Origin of the sequence: Stenotrophomonas sp. 17(2023) (assembly GCF_030345315.1) — a bacterium.
Taxonomy (GTDB): Bacteria; Pseudomonadota; Gammaproteobacteria; order Xanthomonadales; family Xanthomonadaceae; genus Stenotrophomonas; species Stenotrophomonas acidaminiphila.
This window is the reverse complement of the sequence record NZ_CP128405.1, coordinates 2,634,776-2,650,787: the sequence shown is the minus strand read 5'-3', so window position 1 is coordinate 2,650,787 and position 16,012 is coordinate 2,634,776. Positions and strand designations below refer to the sequence as shown.

The window sequence follows — 16,012 nt, the reverse complement described above, 5'->3', positions numbered from 1 at the left end:
ATCAGAACCTGACGTTGAGCGCCAGCGTGGCCGAACGCCCCGGCGCGATGCTCGCGTAATGCGAGGCATAGGCCTTGGTGAAGTAGATCTTGTCGGTCAGGTTCTGCAGGTTGAGCTGCAGGCTGATGTTGTCCTGGATCGCGTAGCTGGCCATCGCGTCCCAGCGCGTATAGGCCGGGATCCACTTGCTGTTGGCCGCATCGCCGTACTGCTTGTCGACATAGCTGGCGCCGCCGCCGATGGTCAGGCCGAACGGGAACGCATAGGTGGTCCACAGCGTGGCGGCATGCCTGGGCGTGTTCGGGAAGACGTTGCCGTTGTTCGGCGAGACGATCCACACGCCCGGGGCCGGGCAGCCGGTGCGGCTGGGGACCGAGCAGACGTAGCCGTTGTCCTTCAGTTCCGAATCCATCCAGGTGTAGCCGCCGGCGACGCTCCAGCGGTCGCTGATCTGGCCGTTGACGCCGATCTCCACGCCGTTGATCGCCTTGCTGCCGGCGTTCTGGGTGCTGCCGTTGTCGAGCACGACGCGGGCATTGTTCATCTCGGTATGGAACAGCGCTGCCGTCAGGTTCAGGCGGTTGCCGAACAGGTCCCACTTGGTGCCCAGTTCGTAGTTCTTCGTCTCCTGCGGCTTCAGGTTCTGGATCGCGGCACTGATCGAATCGTTGCCCTCACCGCTGTCCATGCCCGGCGGGGTGGACGAGGTGCCATAGGAGAGATAGATGCTGCCGTTGGCCGTCGGCTTGAACACCACGCCGGCCTGGTAGTTGAGGAAGGCCTCGCTGTTGCCCAGCACGGTCGGCGCCTTGCCGGCGACCGGGGTGACCTGTTCGGTATCGTAGTCGTCCCAGCGCAGGCCGAGGTTGAGCAGCCAGCGCGGGCTCAGTTCGATGGTGTCGAACGCGTACACCGAGGTGGTGCGGGTGGTCTGGCGGATGTCCAGCGCCTTGTCGCTGCGGGTGACCGGGTGGCTGGCGGCCCACGGGTCGTTCGGGTCGGGGGCGTAGAAATCGGTGCAGTTCCAGCCGGTCGCCGCGCCGGTGGTCGGGCAGGACTGGGTGCCGTCGATGGCGTTGTTGGTGCCGCCGCCGCCGATCAGGTAGCGGCCCTTGCTGCTCTTCTCCTCGCTGTACTCGACCCCGGCGCTGTAGCTGTGCGCCAGCGCGCCGGTGCGGAACGCGCCGGTCAGGCTCAGCTGGTCGGCGAAGGTGCGGGTGTCGATGGCGCGGTCGTTGGTGCGGCGCCACAGGGTGCCGTACTTGTTGGGGTTGTTCTTGCTGTCGTCCGGCTGGGTCCACAGGTAGTCGTTGCTGGTGTTGCCCAGGCGCGCGATGTTGCGCAGCTTGTGGCCGCCCAGGTCGTAGCTGGCATCGATGGTGCTGATGTCGGCGCGGGTACGCTGGAAGTCGCGGTCCTTCAGCCCGTAGTAGTTGTTGCGGTCGGGCACCAGCGGCCGGCCGGTGGTGGTACCGGTGGCCGGGTCGGCATACGGGAAGCCGCCGGCGTCGGGCAGGTCGTCGGTTTCCAGGTGGTAATGGCTGGCGATCACCTGCAGCGGACCGTTCAGGCCGAACGCGACCGACGGGGCGATGCCCCAGCGGCTGACATTGGCGGCGTCGCGGCCGGGGACGTCGGCGGCGTGCCTGAGCAGGTTCAGGCGCGCGGCAATGCCATCGCCCAGCACGTAGTTGGCGTCCACGGTACCGCGGGCGTAACGGTCGCTGCCCACGCCCATGCTGACGCTGGTCTCGTTCTTCAGCTTCGGGGTCTTGCTGACCAGGTTGATGCTGCCGCCGCCGGAATCGCGGCCGCCATAGGCCGAGCTTGGCCCCTTGACCACTTCCAGCTGCTCCAGGTCGAACACCTCGCGGGTCTGCGTGCCGACATCGCGCAGGCCGTCCACGAACATGTTGCTCTGGCCGTCGAAGCCGCGCAGGAACGGGCGGTCACCGGTGGAGTTGCCGCCCTCGCCGGCGCCGAAGGTGATGCCGGGAACCATGCGCAGTGCGTCCACCAGGTTGGTGGCGCCGATTTCCTGGAGGGTCTTCTCGGTGACGACCGCCACCGACTTGGGGGTGTCCAGCAGCTCGGCGGTGAACTTGGGCGAGGACGGTGCGAACCAGCTGCCGCGGACCTGGACCTTGTCCAGGTCGGTGGCCTGTACGGCGCCGGCATCCGCGTCCGCGGCCTGGGCGGTCAGCGGGGAAAAGCCGGCGGCCAGGGTGGCCGTGGCCAGCACGGTGGCGCGCGGCGCGTACTTGCGGGTCTTGATGTGGTTCATGGATGACGATGTCCGGGGAAAAGTGAAGACGAAAGCGGCAGTGCAGGCGCCGGCAGTGCGGACGCCCGGGAAGCGGATCAGCGAAGCGGGGTTGGCCGGCGGGCGCCCATGGCCCGTGGCCGGCGTCCGCGCGGGACTCAGCCGTGGCGGCTGGCGGGTGGCGCATGCGCCGGTGGCGACCGGTACGTCCGTGCGCCGGGCGTCGCGGGAACGCCGGTCGGCAGCCGCGGCGAGGCCAGCCGGGGTGCATGCCTGGCTGGCCAGTGCGCACCCCATGCCTGCGCCGGGCGCGCGCTGCCGGGCGCTTCGGCGTCGGCCTCGGCCATCGCAGGCACGTGCATCGCCTGCCCGCCCGGGGCCATCGGCTGGCCGGCGGACGTGGCAACGGGGACGTCAGCGGTGGGGCGTGCGCTGGCGTGGGCCGCGGGAGCCAGTGCCGCCACCAGCAAGGTGGCGAGGAAAAAGCCGGCAAGCAGCCACAGGCGCCAGTACCGCCGGACCGGGACGGTCGGCAGGCAGGGCGGGGCTCCGTTGCAGGAGCTCCGCGGGTAGGCGCGGGCGGCATGCATAACGGTAAATTAAACGATAATGATTCGCATGTCCACAATCATGCGAGGCGCCCCCGGCCCAGGGCGCCATTGCCCGGCTCAGTCGCGGTCGTCGCGGGCCCAGATGCCGCCGTTTTCGCGCTTGACCGGGAACTTGGGCACTGCGGTATAGGCCGGGGCGCACAGCGCACGGCCGTCGCGGACGTCGAAACGGGCGCCGTGCAGAACGCACTCGATGCTGCCCTCGACCGGATCGATGCTGCCGGAGGACAGTTCGAACTCCTCGTGGGTGCACTGGTCTTCCAGCGCGTACAGCTCGCCGTCCAGGTTGAACACGACGATCGGGGCGCCGGTGACGTCGTCGAACGCGGTCTTCATCTCGCCCGGCAGCAGTTCCTCGCTGGCGCAGACGTAGGTCCAGGCCGCGCTCATGCCGCGCCCTCCAGCGGCTTCTCCAGTACCTCGAAGCGCAGGTCGTCGCGCTTCGGCAGGCCGAAGCGCGCGTCGCCGTAGGGGAACGGCTTCTTGATCCCGGTGCGGGCATAGCCGCGGCGCTCGTAGAAGGCGATCAGCTCCTCGCGGCAGTCGATCACCGTCATCTGCATGCTCGGCAGCCGCCAGTGCCCGGCCACGTGGCGCTCGGCCTGCAGCATGACCTGCTTGCCGACCCCGCCGCCCTGCGCGGTGGGGCTGACCGCGAACATGCCGAAGTAGCCATGGCCGTCCTCGTCGGCGACGTGGCAGCAGGCCAGCAGCCGGCCGCCCTGCTCAGCCAACAGGATCGCGCTGCGCGGCCGCTGGATGTCGGCGAGGATGCCTTCGGCATCCACCCGCTGGCCGTCCAGGAGGTCGGCTTCGGTGGTCCAGCCCACGCGCGAGGCGTCGCCACGGTAGGCGGAGGTGACCAGTTCGATCAGGGCCGGAACGTCGTCCGGGGTGGCGGTGCGGAAGGTGAGGGCGTCCATGCCCGCATTGTAGGACGCGGCCACGCCCCGCTCCATGCAATGCTCAGCCCAGCAGGGCGCGTACCTTCTTCAGCGCGGCCATGAACGCCTCGATCTCCGCATGCGTGTTGTAGAACGCCAGCGAGGCGCGGCAGGTCGCGGCCACCCCGTAGTACTGCAGCAGCGGGTGCGCGCAGTGCTGGCCCGAGCGCACCGCCACGCCCTGCAGGTCGAGCAGGGTGGCCAGGTCGTGCGCGTGCGCGCCCTCGACCAGGAAGGAGACCACGGCCGCCTTGTGCGGGGCGGTGCCGAAGATGCGCACGCCTTCCACGCGCTGCAGCTCCTCGGTGAAGTGCGCCAGCAGTTCCTGCTCGCGGGCGGCGATATGGCCGCGGCCGAGGCCGTCCAGGTAGTCGACCGCCACGCCGAGGCCGACGAAGCCGGCGATGTTGGGTGTGCCGGCCTCGAACTTCTGCGGGGCGTCGTTGAACACCGTGCCCTCGAAGCTGACTTCCTTGATCATCTCGCCACCGCCCAGGAACGGCGGCATGTCCTGCAGCAGTTCGCGGCGCGCGCACAGTGCGCCGGTGCCGGTGGGCCCGCACATCTTGTGGCCGGTGACGGCATAGAAGTCGCAGCCGATGGCGGCCACGTCCAGCTCCAGGTGCGGCGCGGCCTGGGAACCGTCGATGACGGTGACGATGCCGCGCCGGCGCGCTTCGCGGCAGATCTCGCGGACCGGGTTGACCGTGCCCAGCACGTTGGAGACGTGGGTCAGCGCCAGCAGCTTCACGTCCGGCGTCATCGCCGCGTGCAGCGCATCCATGTCCAGGCTGCCGTCCGCGGTGATCTCGGCCACGCGGATGCGGGCGCCGGTGCGCTCGGCGACCAGCTGCCAGGGCACGATGTTGGCGTGGTGCTCCATGCGCGAGACCAGGATCACGTCGCCGGCTTTCAGCCGCGGCAGCGCCCACGAGTAGGCCACCAGGTTGATGGCGAAGGTGGTGCCGCTGCACAGCACCAGTTCGTTGGCGCGCACGTTGAGGAAGCGCGCCAGCTTGGTGCGCGCGCCTTCGTAGGCATCGGTGGCCTCGGTCCCCAGCGCGTGCACCGCGCGGCTGACGTTGGCGTTGTAGCGGCGATAGAACTCGTCCACCGCGCCGATCACCGGCACCGGCTTCTGCGCGGTGTTGGCGTTGTCGAAATACACCAGCGGCTTGCCGTTGACCTCGCGCATCAGCAGCGGGAAATCGGCGCGCACGCGCTCCCAGTCGGGGGCGCTGCCGGTGGCGGGAATCGGGCGCGGGGAGGAAAGGTTCATGCCATGCCTGCCTGTTGCAGCGCCTGGCCCAGGTGGTGGACCAGCTTCTCGGTGAGGATGTCGTCCACGGCCGCCAGCGGCTCGTGGCAGAACGCGGTGCTGAGCATGGCGCGCGCCTGTTCGGCCGGCACCCCGCGCGAGCGCAGGTAGAACAGCGCGTTGGCATCGAGCTGGCCGACGGTGGCGCCGTGCGCGGCCTTGACCTCGTCGGCGTCGATCACCAGCGTCGGCTGGGTGTCGATCTCGGCGTCGGCGGACAGCAGCAGGTTCTTGTTGGACAGGTTGGCGTCGGTGCCGTCGGCGCCTTCGCGGATGTGGATGCCACCGTGGAACACGACCCGGCTGCGGTTGGCGGCCACGCCCCGCCACAGCAGTTCGGCGCGGGTGTCGCGGGCGATGTGCTCGATGCCCAGGCGGGTGTCGATGTGGCGGCGGCCGGTGCCCAGCAGCACGCCGTTGGCGACCAGCCGGGCGTTGTCGCCTTCCAGGCGCACGTTGAGTTCGTGGCGGCTCAGCGCGGCGCCCAGTTCCAGGTCGATGCGGCGGTACTCCGCATCGCGCGCCAGCACCGCGTCGGTGCGCAGCAGCGAGGTGGCGCGCGCGCTGTCGGCCTGCGCGCGGGCGTGCGCGAGCCGGGCGTCCTGCGCCAGGTGGACGTGCACCAGGGTGTTGTCCAGGTGCGCGCTGTCGCCGGCCTGCAGGTGGTGCTCGACCAGGTTCAGCGAAGCGCCGCGGCGCAGCTCGAACAGGTGGCGGTGGTGCCAGGCGATGTCGTTCGCGTCCCTGGCCCCGGCGGTGGCATCGGCGTGCGTGGGGCCCAGCGGCGCGCTGATGAAGACCAGGTGCAACGGCGTCGCCGCGGCGATGCCTTCGGCCACCTGCACCAGCACGCCCTCGTCGGCAAGCGCGGCGTTGAGCTGGGCGAAGACCTCCTCGGCGCGGTCGAAGCGGCGGCCGAGGAAACCGGCGGCCAGCGGCTCGTCGCGGCGCACGGACGACAGCGTGCGAACCTGCACGCCGGCGTCCAGCCCGGACAGGTCGCTGTGGGCGTCGCTCGGGCGGCCGTTGACGAAGACCAGCCGCGGCGCCGGGATGGCGGCCAGCAACGCGTCATCGACGCTCGGCGCCTGCAGCGGCGCGGCACCGAAGCTGCGGCGTTCGAGCTGGCGCAGCGAGGTGTACTTCCAGGCTTCGCTGCGCGCGGCGGGCAACCCGCTGCGCAGCGCGGCATCGAGCGTGGCGCGACGCTCGTCGTTGCCGCAGAACGCGGCGGCCAGCGATTGCAGGAGCGGGCTCATTACTTGGCCGCCTCGCGCACCACGCGGTCCTTGAGGAAGTCGTAGCCGTGCGCTTCCAGCTCCAGCGCCAGCTCCGGGCCGCCGCTCTTGACGATGCGGCCGTCGGCCAGCACGTGCACCACGTCCGGCTTGATGTAGTCGAGCAGGCGCTGGTAATGGGTGATGACCAGGAACGAGCGTTCCGGCGAGCGCAGCGCATTGACGCCGTCGGCCACGCTCTTGAGCGCGTCGATGTCCAGCCCCGAGTCGGTCTCGTCGAGGATCGCCAGCTTCGGTTCGAGCACCGCCAGCTGGAAGATCTCGTTGCGCTTCTTCTCGCCGCCGGAGAAGCCCTCGTTGACGCCGCGGTGCAGCAGCTCGTCCTTCAGGTGCAGCACGGCCAGCTTCTGCCGCACCAGCTTGAGGAACTGCATGGAGTCCAGTTCCGGCTCGCCGCGGGTCTTGCGCTGGGCGTTGAGCGCGGCGCGCAGGAAATAGGTGTTGTTCACGCCCGGGATCTCCACCGGGTACTGGAACGCCAGGAACAGGCCGGCGGCGGCGCGCGCTTCCGGCTCCAGCTCCAGCAGGTCGTTGCCTTCGAAGCGCACGCTGCCGTCGGTCACCTCGTAGCCGTCGCGGCCGGACAGCACATTGCCCAGGGTCGACTTGCCGGCGCCGTTGGGGCCCATGATGGCGTGGACTTCACCGGGCTTCACGTCCAGCGACAGGCCCTTGAGGATTTCCTTGTCGCCGATGCTTGCGTGGAGGTTTTCGATCTTCAGCATGAGGGTGCGGTCTTCAAATTTGAATGTGGGGCGGGGCGATCAGAGCTCGCCTTCGGCGCGATCAAGGAAGGTGGCGCGCAGCCAGTGGGTGCGCTGCCGGGTGAGCTCGGCCTTGTTGGCCGAATACAGCATCGGGTACATCGAGCCGTACAGGACACGTGGGTTCTCGCCCTTGCCCACCGGGTAGCGTGCCTGGATGTCGGCGTCACGCAGCTGGATCCACAGGCGCTGGGCGTTGCGCAGCTTGTCGATGGCCACCGGCTGGCCCTGCAGCTTCTGCATCACCTGCCGGTACACGGCGTTGAGCTCGGCATCGCTGGCGTCGGCTTCACGCGCGGCGCATTCGTTGATGTCCAGCTGGGTGCGGGCATCGTCGCAGGCCTTGCCCGGCGAGGCGGCCGAGGCAGCCACCGGCAGCAATGCCAGCAGGAGCAAGGGCAGGAGCAGGGGCAGGGGCAGGGGCAGGGGCAGGGGCAGGGGCAGGGGCAGGCGGATCATCCGACCGAGCCTTCCAGCGACACTTCCAGCAGCTTCTTGGCTTCCACCGCGAACTCCATCGGCAGCTCCTTGAACACCTGCTTGCAGAAGCCGTCGACGATCATCGACACCGCGTTCTCCTGGTCGATGCCGCGCGCGCGGCAGTAGAACAGCTGGTCGTCGGAGATCTTGGAGGTGGTGGCCTCGTGCTCGACGGTCGCGGCGGGGTTCTTCACCTCGATGTAGGGGAAGGTGTGGGCGCCGCACTTCTTGCCGATCAGCAGCGAATCGCACTGGGTGTAGTTGCGCGCGCCCTCGGCCCCGGCGGCGACCTTGACCAGGCCGCGGTAGGTGTTCTGGCCGTGGCCGGCGCTGATGCCCTTGGAGACGATCTTGCTCTTGGTGCGCTTGCCGACGTGGATCATCTTGGTGCCGGTGTCGGCCTGCTGGCGGTGGTGGGTCAGCGCCACCGAGTGGAACTCGCCCACCGAGTCGTCGCCCAGCAGCACGCACGACGGGTACTTCCAGGTGATCGCCGAGCCGGTCTCCACCTGGGTCCAGGTGACCTTGGAGCGGGCGCCGCGGCATTCGGCGCGCTTGGTGACGAAGTTGTAGATGCCGCCCACGCCGTTCTCGTCGCCCGGGTACCAGTTCTGCACGGTGGAGTACTTGATCTCGGCGTCTTCCAGCGCCACCAGCTCCACCACCGCGGCGTGCAGCTGGTTCTCGTCGCGCATCGGCGCGGTGCAGCCTTCCAGGTAGGAGACGTGGCCCTTGTCCTCGCAGATGATCAGCGTGCGCTCGAACTGGCCGGTGTTGTTGGCATTGATGCGGAAGTAGGTGCTCAGCTCCATCGGGCAGCGCACGCCCTTGGGCACGAACACGAAGCTGCCGTCGGAGAACACCGCCGAGTTGAGCGCGGCGAAATAGTTGTCGCCCACCGGCACCACCGAGCCCAGGTACTGGCGGACCAGCCCGGGATACTCGCGGATGGCCTCGGAGATCGAGCAGAAGATCACGCCCTTGTCGGCCAGTTCCTTGCGGAACGTGGTGCCGACCGAGACCGAGTCGAACACCGCGTCGACCGCCACGCCGGCCAGCTTGGCGCGCTCGTGCAGCGGCACGCCGAGCTTGTCGTAGGTGTCCAGCAGCTCCTTGGGCACTTCGTCCAGCGACTTGTACTTGGGCCCCTTGGGCGCGGAGTAATAGCTCAGCGCCTGCAGGTCGATCGGGCCGATCTGCAGCTTGGCCCAGTCCGGCTGGCGCATGGTCAGGAAGTGGCGGTAGGCGTCCAGGCGCCACTGCGTCATCCACTCCGGCTCGTCCTTCTTGGCCGACAGGGCGCGGATGATGTCCTCGTCCAGGCCCGGCGGGAACGACTCGGATTCGATCTCGGTGACGAAGCCGGCCTCGTACTTGCGGCCCAGCTGTTCGTGGATCTCGCGGTTTGGGGTGTCGGCGCTGCCGACGCTTTCGGTGGTCTCGGTGGCCATGAGGCTGCCTACGGAATTCAGGAAACGATGCTGACGTCGATGCGCCGACGGTCAGCAAGTGGGAGGGGGTGCAGCATCTGCGCCAGCGTCACCCCGCGCAGGGCGTCGGCGACCACGTCGTTGATCAGCCGCCAGTTCGAGCGCACGCCGCACTGGCCGGCGATGCCGCACTGGCTCTCGCCCTGGCTGCACTCGGTGATCGCCAGCGGGCCTTCCATCGCCTCGACGATCTCGATCAGGCTGATCTCGGTGGCCGGACGGGTCAGGCGGTAGCCGCCGCGCACGCCGCGCAGGCCCTCGACCAGCCCGGCCTGCGCCAGTGGCTTGAGCAGCTTGCTGACCGTGGGCGGCTCGAGCCCGGCGGCCTCGGCCAGCTCGGTCGCGCTGAGCACCTCGTCCGGCCGCGTGGCGAGCACGGTCATGACGACGCTGGCGTAGTCGGTGAGCTTGGTGACGCGGAGCATGGGAAGGCGGGGGGAATCAATGTGGACCGAAATTGTACGCTTTTGTGGGCGGAGCCTCAAATCCGCTTCCCGGCGATGCGTTGATGCAGGTCAAGCCGTTGGCATCCGGCGCCCGGGCTTGGGAAGCCTGCGCGACTGCGCGAGAATCCCCCTTCCCATCGTTTCCCGGCCATGTACATGCCCAAGAAGATCCAGGCGCGCAGATCCACCATCCACGGCAATGGCGTGTTCGCGCTGGCGGCCATCGCCAAGGGCGAGCGCATCATCGAGTACAAGGGGCTGCGCCGGACCCACGCCGAGGTGGACGCCGACGATGCGGGCGATGTGGAAAGCGGCCATACCTTCCTGTTCACGCTCAACGACGATTACGTCATCGATGCCAGCTACAAGGGCAATGACGCGCGCTGGATCAACCACAGCTGCGACCCCAACTGCGAGGCGCTGATCGAAGAGGCCGAGGGCGACGACCGTACCGCGGACAAGGTGTTCATCGAGGCGATCCGCGCGATCCGCCCGGGCGAGGAGCTGACCTACAACTACGGCATCACCCTGGCCGAGCGCCACACCCCGCGCTTGAAGAAAATCTGGGAGTGCCGCTGCGGTTCGCCCAAGTGCACCGGCACCATGCTGCAGCCCAAGCGCTGAGGCTGGCGCGCGGGTCGTTCCCGGACCGGGCCGCAGGCGCGGCCCGGGTCCACGCCCGGCAGGACAGGCGTCAGTTGCCGGGCAGTCCCTGCGGCAGCAGCGCGCCCAGGTTCTGGTTGAAGTCCACCGCGATGCGGCCGTTCTCGATGCCCACCGACTTCACCTGCAGCGCGCCCATCACGTTGGCGATGGCCGGTTCGATGCGGTAGATCGGCTCGCGGCGTGCATAGTCGGCCAGCCAGGTGTTGAGCAGGCTGCGCGTGCCGGCATCGAGTTCGGCGCCGGCCATGGCCGGGCGGAACGCGTCGACGGTCGGCTGTTCCAGGTGGAAGCCACGGCTCTGCGCGTCGTAGCGCAGGCCGCTGCTGAGCTGCACGTTGCCCACCGGCATCGGTGCACCGCCGGCGGCGGCCATGGCCAGGTCGAACTGCAGGTTCAGGCGGCTGCCCGCCGGCAGCGTGAGCCGCGGCTGGCTGACGGTCATCGCGAGCAGCCCGCCCAGCGCCTTCTGCGAGCGCGGGAAGCTGCCATCCAGGTAGTGCTGCACGTCGGCTGCATCGACCAGCAGCTTGCGGCCGCTGACCTGCGGCGAGGCGTGGGCGCTGGTGGCCATGACCACGCAGGCGACGGCGGGCAGCAACAGGGCGCGGAGGTTCATCGTGTCGGCCTGCGAAGAGTGTGGCGGGGGAAGCGACGCACGATACCCGGAAACGGTGAATGGCCGGTTAGCGCGACGGCGTCGCCTCCGCGCTCAGCGTGCCTGGCGCAGTGCCTGCAGCTTCGCGATCAGCCCGTCGAGTTCCGGCTGCAGTGCCGCCAGCGGGTGGGCGTCGTCGCGCGCGGCCACGGCCAGTGCTTCCAGCAGGCCGGTGGCGACCACCGCGCCTGCAGCCTCGTTGCACGACAGGCGCCGCTGCCGCTGCGCGTCCTCCAGTTCGTGCATCCAGTTGCGCGGACTGCGTTGTTCGAACTCGATGGTGCAACGGCCGCTGCACTGCAGGCCATCGGCTTCGATCGGCGTGACGGTGATGCGGTAGCGGTGCTTGCTGCTGGACATGGTGTGGCGTGTGAGCGTGGGGCTTGGCGACCACCATAGGCCCGCTGGGCGGCCGGGGCGAGGCGCCGGCCCATGACGCTGTGTTCCAGTCGATACCGCATCGCGCCCGCCATCGCTGGCGCGCACCCCGCGGCAGGGGCCTGGCAATGCCGGACGTCGCCCCGGCGATGGCCGTCACGCCGGGGCCGCGGGGCATGCGGCGCACGCCATGGACCCGATTCCGGGGAGATGCATGGCCCACGCTCCAGGCAGGCCACGTCACCCGGGCGCGCACCTGAAGATGCCTCCCGGCGGGGGGATTGCGCTTGTTCCGGCAGCGGATTGGCGTGGCTGGCGGACGAACCGCCTCCGCAGGCATGCCGCTTGCCGCGCAATCGGCGCGCAATGCCGCAGGGTGCGGCCTTGGCAGTGCGCGGCGACGATCCGTGCGCGCACCGGTGGCGCCGCAAAAAAAAACGGGACGGCATGGCCGTCCCGTTCTCTCGCCCAGGGCGCGCGGATCAGATCGCGGCGTCCTTGAGCTTCTTGAGCGGACGCACCTTGATCTTGGTGGAGGCCGGCTTGGCGGCGAACCACTGCTCTTCCTTGGTGAACGGGTTGATGCCCTTGCGCTTCGGCTTGGCCGGCACGTTCACGGTGGAGATCTTCAGCAGGCCCGGCAGGGTGAAGCTGCCAGCGCCCTTCTTGTTGACCGATGCGGCAACGGCGCCTTCCAGCGCGGCCAGGACGGAGCGGACATCCTTGGCAGCGACGCTGGTCGCCTCGGCCAGGTGTGCAACCAGACCCGACTTGGTCAGGGCTTCCTTGATCGGCTTGGGAGCGGCCGGCTTGGCGGCGGCCTTCGTAGCGACTTTCTTCGCTGCCTTCTTCGGGGCAGCCTTCTTAGCGGTCTTTGCCATGGTTTCCTGTTCCGTGAGCGGGTGGTTGTGGTCATGCCGACCCCGTCGGCAAGCGAAATGTAGGGCATGCGCGGTGCATCGCCAATAGGTCGGGGCACAAAAACCCCATAAAAATTGCTTCCAACCGCCCTTCCGGCGTGCCGTCGGGCCACGATCGCGGGAAAACCGGCTGCAAAGCCCGGGGCCGCGCACCGGTCGCGGCCCCGGCCATGCGCGGCGGCGGCAGGGGGCGGCCGCGATGCGCGCTGCCGCCGCGGCGCACAGGGCGCTAACGAACGCTCGCCTAGGCTGGGTCTCCCTTCAACGCACGTACAGGAGACTTGCCATGGGTATTTCGCGCCACGCCACCGCGCACTGGGAGGGGGATCTCAAGAGCGGGCAGGGGCGGCTGAGCACGCCGCAGAGCGGGTTGATGGAGAACACGCGCTACGCGTTTTCCAGCCGTTTCGGCGACGAGAAGGGCACCAATCCCGAAGAACTGATCGCCGCCGCGCACGCGGGCTGCTTCACCATGGCGCTGTCGGCAAAGCTGGCGGAAGCAGGCTTCCCGGCGCGCTCGCTCGACACCCGCGCCGATGTCGACCTGTCGATGGACGGCGGTCCGCAGCTGTCGCGCATCCGGCTGAAGGTGAAGGCGGTGGTGCCCGGCATGGACGAGGTGAAGTTCCGCGCGGTGGCCGACGATGCCAAGCAGAACTGCCCGGTGTCCAAGGCGCTCAGCGCGGTGCCGATCAGCCTGGAGACCGAGTTCGCCGGCTGATCCGGCGGCCGGGGCGGTGCCGTTGCCGCCCCGGCGTTCCGGTTCAGGGGCGTTTCACGCGCCGCGCCGGAGCATCCGCCCATCCTCCATCCCATACGCCGGTGCGGCCGCCATGTCCCGATCATTGACTCTTGCAGGTGTCCTGGTCTTCGGTTGCCTGCTGGCGTTCACCGCCTCCGCGCAGCGCTACGACGACGGCAGCTATCGCCCCTACCCGGGCAGCGGCCAGTGGCGCGACGATGATGGCCGTTACGGCCGCGACGACAACGGCCCGGTCTACGACTATGCGCGCGTGGTGCGGGTGGACCCGATCATCGTCGACGGCGGCGGCCGCCGGGGAGACTGCTACGCGCGCAGCGAGGGCGACTACGTGTACGGCGCGGACGGCTACCGCCAGGAGCGCGACGACGTCCGCGATCATGGCGACGGGCGTTACGTCGACGGCTATCGCCAGGGCAACGATGGCGGGCGCCAGGTGGCCACGGTGATCGGCGGCCTGGCCGGCGCGATCATCGGCAGCCGCATCGGTGGCGGCGATGGCCGCTACCTGGGCACCGCGATCGGCACCGTGGCCGGCGGCGCCGCCGGGCGCGCGATCTACGATGCCAACAACCGCCCGGTCTACCGCCGCTCGGACGTGCGCGTATGCGAGCCGCAGCGCGAGGGCTACGGCTACGAGAGCGAGCGCGTGGCCGGTTACGACGTCACCTACGAATACGCCGGCCGCGAGTACCACACCCGCCGCGATTACCACCCGGGCGAGCGCATCCGGGTGCGGGTGGACGTCAGCGCCGACTGACCTGCGCGCGGCGCGGGCCGCGCGCGTCTGGCCGCGGCCCTGCGGCAGCGTGCCCTGGCGTTCGTTGTCAGCCCTGGCCGATGGCGGCATAGTCGCCGTTTCCGTTGGCCAGGAGTGTCCCCGCATGCGCCGTACCGCCGCCTGTCTCGCCGTCCTGCTTCCCTGTCTGCACGTGGCGCCGGCCGCGGCCGGAGTGCGGGTGCTGCTCGCCGACACCATCCATACCGGCGATCCGCAGCAGCCCACGGCCAATGCGCTGGCGTGGGACACCGACGACGGCCGCCTGCTCGCGGTGGGCGAGCGCCAGGCCGTGCTGCAACGCTATCCGCAGGCCCCGCGCGTCGATGCCGGCAAGGCCACCGTGGTACCGGGCCTGATCGACGCGCACGCGCACCTGGTCGGCCTCGGCAACACCCTGGCGCAGGCCGACCTCAGTGGCGCGCGCAGCCGTGCCGAAGTGGTGGAACGGCTGCAGGCCTTCGAGAAGACGCTGGCGCCGGGCGAGTGGCTGCTGGGCGCCGGCTGGGACCAGAACCGCTGGGACGACACCGCGTTCCCGACCGCGGCCGACCTGGACGCGGCGTTCCCCGAACGGCCGGTGTACCTGGAGCGCATCGACGGCCACGCCGGCTGGGCCAACGGCGCCGCGTTGCGGATCGCGGAAAAGAAGGCGGGCAGGTCGTTGTCCGGCGACTGGCAGCCCGAAGGCGGGCGTATCCTGCGCGACGCCGCCGGCAAGCCGGCCGGCGTGCTGGTGGACGCCGCATCCGCGCTGGTCAGCGCGCACATCCCGGCACCTGACGCGGCGGTGCGCGAGAAGCGCCTGCACGCGGCGCTGCAACTGGCGGTCAGCAACGGGCTGACCGGCGTGCACGACATGGGCGTGTCGCGCGGGGACCTGGCGGTGATGAAACGGCTGGCCGACCAGGGCAGATTGCCGCTGCGCATCGACGCCTACGCCGACGGCAACAACGCGGCGCTGGACGACCTGTGCGCCAACGGGCTCTACACCCATCCGGGCGGACGCCTGCAGATGCACGGGGTGAAGCTGTTCATGGACGGCGCGCTGGGCAGCCGCGGCGCGGCCCTGCTGGCCGACTACAGCGACGACCCGCACAACCGCGGGCTGCTGATGACATCGCCGGAGGAATTCGAGGTGGCCGTGCGCAGGGCCGATGGCTGCAAGGTGCAGGTGGCCACGCATGCGATCGGCGACCGCGGCAACCGCATCGTGCTCGACACCTACGAAAAGGTGCTGGGCGCGCACAAGGACAACGACCACCGCTGGCGCGTGGAGCACGCCCAGGTGGTGGCGCTGGAGGACATCCCGCGCTTCGCCCGGCTCGGCGTGATCGCCTCGATGCAGCCCACCCATGCCACTTCGGACATGGGGTGGGCCGGGCAGCGCGTGGGGCCGGAGCGGATCAAGGGTGCCTATGCCTGGCAGCGCTATCTGCACAGCGGTGCGCGGCTGGCGCTGGGGTCGGATTTCCCGGTCGAGCAGGTCGATCCGCGGCTGGGCCTGTACGCGGCGGTGACCCGCCAGGACCGCGATGGCCGGCCGCCGGGCGGGTGGCAGCCGGAGCAGCGCCTGAGCCCGGCCGAAGCGCTGCGTGGCTTCACCAGCGACGCGGCGTATGCCGGGCATGACGAAGCCCGGGTCGGGCGCCTGCGCGCGGGCCTGCATGCGGACTTCGTCGTACTCGACCGCGATCCGCTCGATGCGGCCGCCGGCCGCCTGGACGGGTTGCAGGTGCTGTCCACCTGGGTCGATGGCGAAGCGGTCTACACCGCGGCACCGCCGGCCAGCGAGGGCTGACGCCGCCGCGGTGCCGCGGCGATGACGGTTCGGCAGCGCCGCGCGGCGGTTGCCAGGTCGCCGCGCATGCATGCCGCACCGGACTCCAGGGTGCGCCGCCATGCCGCCGCACATCCATGCCACCTGCGGGTGGCATGGGCGGAAAAGCCGCGCAATTGCGGGCGATATCCGCTACCGCAGCCGAGGTTGCGGAAGAAACGATCCGATCTTCGGCGCTTCATCGACTGCGATTCACGTCGCCCTGCGAAGCAGTACGGCGCTGGAAACAGCGTCCGGCCAGGTGGCATCGCGCCCCTTGGAACAAGCGCTTGCGCGCGCCTGCGCCGCGCTCGCACACCGGCCCCGACAAGCAGATGCATCCGGTTGCATCGGCAATGAAATTTGTCTTCCCGTAGACATTGCGCATTGTTCGTTCACGAGTTGGCACTGTCGGTACGCCC

The 16,012-nt window shown here is 69.6% G+C and carries 16 protein-coding genes; 4 read left to right on the top strand and 12 right to left on the bottom strand.

Annotated features, from left to right (window positions below):
- Nucleotide 1 precedes the first annotated feature (1 nt).
- The 9 genes from QQA12_RS11975 to QQA12_RS11935 form a co-directional block, all read right to left on the bottom strand.
- Nucleotides 2–2,284 carry a TonB-dependent receptor gene (locus tag QQA12_RS11975; RefSeq protein ID WP_226049419.1) on the bottom strand — a complete coding sequence of 761 codons (2,283 nt, stop codon included), beginning with the start codon at nucleotides 2,282–2,284 and terminating at the stop codon, nucleotides 2–4.
- Between the two features lie 647 nt (nucleotides 2,285–2,931).
- Complete coding sequence (locus tag QQA12_RS11970; RefSeq protein WP_054667170.1) at nucleotides 2,932–3,264, bottom strand: non-heme iron oxygenase ferredoxin subunit; 333 nt, start codon at nucleotides 3,262–3,264, stop codon at nucleotides 2,932–2,934.
- Entirely contained in the window at nucleotides 3,261–3,797 is a 537-nt protein-coding gene (locus QQA12_RS11965) for a GNAT family N-acetyltransferase (protein WP_054668747.1), read from the bottom strand. The genes QQA12_RS11970 and QQA12_RS11965 overlap by 4 nt, the downstream gene beginning before the upstream one ends.
- Before the next feature lie 43 nt (nucleotides 3,798–3,840).
- Entirely contained in the window at nucleotides 3,841–5,097 is a 1,257-nt protein-coding gene (locus tag QQA12_RS11960; RefSeq protein WP_226049417.1) for a cysteine desulfurase, read from the bottom strand.
- Entirely contained in the window at nucleotides 5,094–6,395 is a 1,302-nt protein-coding gene (sufD, locus tag QQA12_RS11955; RefSeq protein WP_056931276.1) for a Fe-S cluster assembly protein SufD, read from the bottom strand. The genes QQA12_RS11960 and sufD overlap by 4 nt, the downstream gene beginning before the upstream one ends.
- Nucleotides 6,395–7,159, bottom strand: a complete 765-nt coding sequence (sufC, locus tag QQA12_RS11950) for a Fe-S cluster assembly ATPase SufC (protein ID WP_054667165.1) — start codon at nucleotides 7,157–7,159, stop codon at nucleotides 6,395–6,397. Before sufC ends, sufD begins: the two co-directional genes overlap by 1 nt.
- A 39-nt stretch (nucleotides 7,160–7,198) precedes the next feature.
- The gene (locus QQA12_RS11945) at nucleotides 7,199–7,657 is read right to left on the bottom strand and encodes a lysozyme inhibitor LprI family protein (protein WP_226049416.1); all 459 of its coding nucleotides are present in this window, start codon (nucleotides 7,655–7,657) and stop codon (nucleotides 7,199–7,201) included.
- Nucleotides 7,654–9,129: a Fe-S cluster assembly protein SufB gene (gene sufB, locus QQA12_RS11940; RefSeq protein WP_056931278.1), complete on the bottom strand. Its 1,476-nt coding sequence runs from the start codon at nucleotides 9,127–9,129 to the stop codon at nucleotides 7,654–7,656. Before sufB ends, QQA12_RS11945 begins: the two co-directional genes overlap by 4 nt.
- A 17-nt stretch (nucleotides 9,130–9,146) precedes the next feature.
- Nucleotides 9,147–9,593, bottom strand: a complete 447-nt coding sequence (locus QQA12_RS11935) for an SUF system Fe-S cluster assembly regulator (RefSeq protein WP_054667161.1) — start codon at nucleotides 9,591–9,593, stop codon at nucleotides 9,147–9,149.
- A gap of 177 nt (nucleotides 9,594–9,770) precedes the next feature.
- On the opposite strand from QQA12_RS11935, the gene QQA12_RS11930 reads away from it, so the two are divergent.
- The gene (locus tag QQA12_RS11930) at nucleotides 9,771–10,238 is read left to right on the top strand and encodes an SET domain-containing protein-lysine N-methyltransferase (protein ID WP_226049415.1); all 468 of its coding nucleotides are present in this window, start codon (nucleotides 9,771–9,773) and stop codon (nucleotides 10,236–10,238) included.
- Nucleotides 10,239–10,308: 70 nt separating this feature from the next.
- On the opposite strand, the gene QQA12_RS11925 is transcribed toward QQA12_RS11930, so the two are convergent.
- The 3 genes from QQA12_RS11925 to QQA12_RS11915 form a co-directional block, all read right to left on the bottom strand.
- Complete coding sequence (locus tag QQA12_RS11925; RefSeq protein ID WP_226049414.1) at nucleotides 10,309–10,896, bottom strand: DUF1439 domain-containing protein; 588 nt, start codon at nucleotides 10,894–10,896, stop codon at nucleotides 10,309–10,311.
- 93 nt (nucleotides 10,897–10,989) lie between these two features.
- On the bottom strand, nucleotides 10,990–11,295 hold the full coding sequence (locus tag QQA12_RS11920) for a DUF3861 family protein (RefSeq protein ID WP_054667157.1): 306 nt from the start codon (nucleotides 11,293–11,295) through the stop codon (nucleotides 10,990–10,992).
- 500 nt (nucleotides 11,296–11,795) lie between these two features.
- Nucleotides 11,796–12,194 carry an HU family DNA-binding protein gene (locus tag QQA12_RS11915; RefSeq protein ID WP_054667155.1) on the bottom strand — a complete coding sequence of 133 codons (399 nt, stop codon included), beginning with the start codon at nucleotides 12,192–12,194 and terminating at the stop codon, nucleotides 11,796–11,798.
- A gap of 325 nt (nucleotides 12,195–12,519) precedes the next feature.
- Between QQA12_RS11915 and QQA12_RS11910 the strand changes: the two genes are divergently transcribed.
- The 3 genes from QQA12_RS11910 (at nucleotide 12,520) to QQA12_RS11900 (ending at nucleotide 15,572) form a co-directional block, all read left to right on the top strand.
- Nucleotides 12,520–12,954: an OsmC family protein gene (locus tag QQA12_RS11910; protein ID WP_226049413.1), complete on the top strand. Its 435-nt coding sequence runs from the start codon at nucleotides 12,520–12,522 to the stop codon at nucleotides 12,952–12,954.
- A gap of 112 nt (nucleotides 12,955–13,066) precedes the next feature.
- Nucleotides 13,067–13,753 (top strand): glycine zipper 2TM domain-containing protein, encoded by a 687-nt coding sequence (locus tag QQA12_RS11905; protein WP_226049412.1) that lies wholly within the window; start codon nucleotides 13,067–13,069, stop codon nucleotides 13,751–13,753.
- Nucleotides 13,754–13,877: 124 nt separating this feature from the next.
- Complete coding sequence (locus QQA12_RS11900) at nucleotides 13,878–15,572, top strand: amidohydrolase (protein ID WP_226049411.1); 1,695 nt, start codon at nucleotides 13,878–13,880, stop codon at nucleotides 15,570–15,572.
- The last annotated feature ends 440 nt before the right edge of the window (nucleotides 15,573–16,012 follow it).

What these genes read in the sequence shown, in the direction of transcription:
- QQA12_RS11975 (WP_226049419.1), bottom strand. Translation starts at nt 2,284, where the DNA reads ATGAACCACATCAAGACCCGCAAGTACGCGCCGCGCGCCACCGTGCTG.
- QQA12_RS11970 (WP_054667170.1), bottom strand. Translation starts at nt 3,264, where the DNA reads ATGAGCGCGGCCTGGACCTACGTCTGCGCCAGCGAGGAACTGCTGCCG.
- QQA12_RS11965 (WP_054668747.1), bottom strand. Translation starts at nt 3,797, where the DNA reads ATGGACGCCCTCACCTTCCGCACCGCCACCCCGGACGACGTTCCGGCC.
- QQA12_RS11960 (WP_226049417.1), bottom strand. Translation starts at nt 5,097, where the DNA reads ATGAACCTTTCCTCCCCGCGCCCGATTCCCGCCACCGGCAGCGCCCCC.
- sufD (WP_056931276.1), bottom strand. Translation starts at nt 6,395, where the DNA reads ATGAGCCCGCTCCTGCAATCGCTGGCCGCCGCGTTCTGCGGCAACGAC.
- sufC (WP_054667165.1), bottom strand. Translation starts at nt 7,159, where the DNA reads ATGCTGAAGATCGAAAACCTCCACGCAAGCATCGGCGACAAGGAAATC.
- QQA12_RS11945 (WP_226049416.1), bottom strand. Translation starts at nt 7,657, where the DNA reads ATGATCCGCCTGCCCCTGCCCCTGCCCCTGCCCCTGCCCCTGCCCCTG.
- sufB (WP_056931278.1), bottom strand. Translation starts at nt 9,129, where the DNA reads ATGGCCACCGAGACCACCGAAAGCGTCGGCAGCGCCGACACCCCAAAC.
- QQA12_RS11935 (WP_054667161.1), bottom strand. Translation starts at nt 9,593, where the DNA reads ATGCTCCGCGTCACCAAGCTCACCGACTACGCCAGCGTCGTCATGACC.
- QQA12_RS11930 (WP_226049415.1), top strand. Translation starts at nt 9,771, where the DNA reads ATGCCCAAGAAGATCCAGGCGCGCAGATCCACCATCCACGGCAATGGC.
- QQA12_RS11925 (WP_226049414.1), bottom strand. Translation starts at nt 10,896, where the DNA reads ATGAACCTCCGCGCCCTGTTGCTGCCCGCCGTCGCCTGCGTGGTCATG.
- QQA12_RS11920 (WP_054667157.1), bottom strand. Translation starts at nt 11,295, where the DNA reads ATGTCCAGCAGCAAGCACCGCTACCGCATCACCGTCACGCCGATCGAA.
- QQA12_RS11915 (WP_054667155.1), bottom strand. Translation starts at nt 12,194, where the DNA reads ATGGCAAAGACCGCTAAGAAGGCTGCCCCGAAGAAGGCAGCGAAGAAA.
- QQA12_RS11910 (WP_226049413.1), top strand. Translation starts at nt 12,520, where the DNA reads ATGGGTATTTCGCGCCACGCCACCGCGCACTGGGAGGGGGATCTCAAG.
- QQA12_RS11905 (WP_226049412.1), top strand. Translation starts at nt 13,067, where the DNA reads ATGTCCCGATCATTGACTCTTGCAGGTGTCCTGGTCTTCGGTTGCCTG.
- QQA12_RS11900 (WP_226049411.1), top strand. Translation starts at nt 13,878, where the DNA reads ATGCGCCGTACCGCCGCCTGTCTCGCCGTCCTGCTTCCCTGTCTGCAC.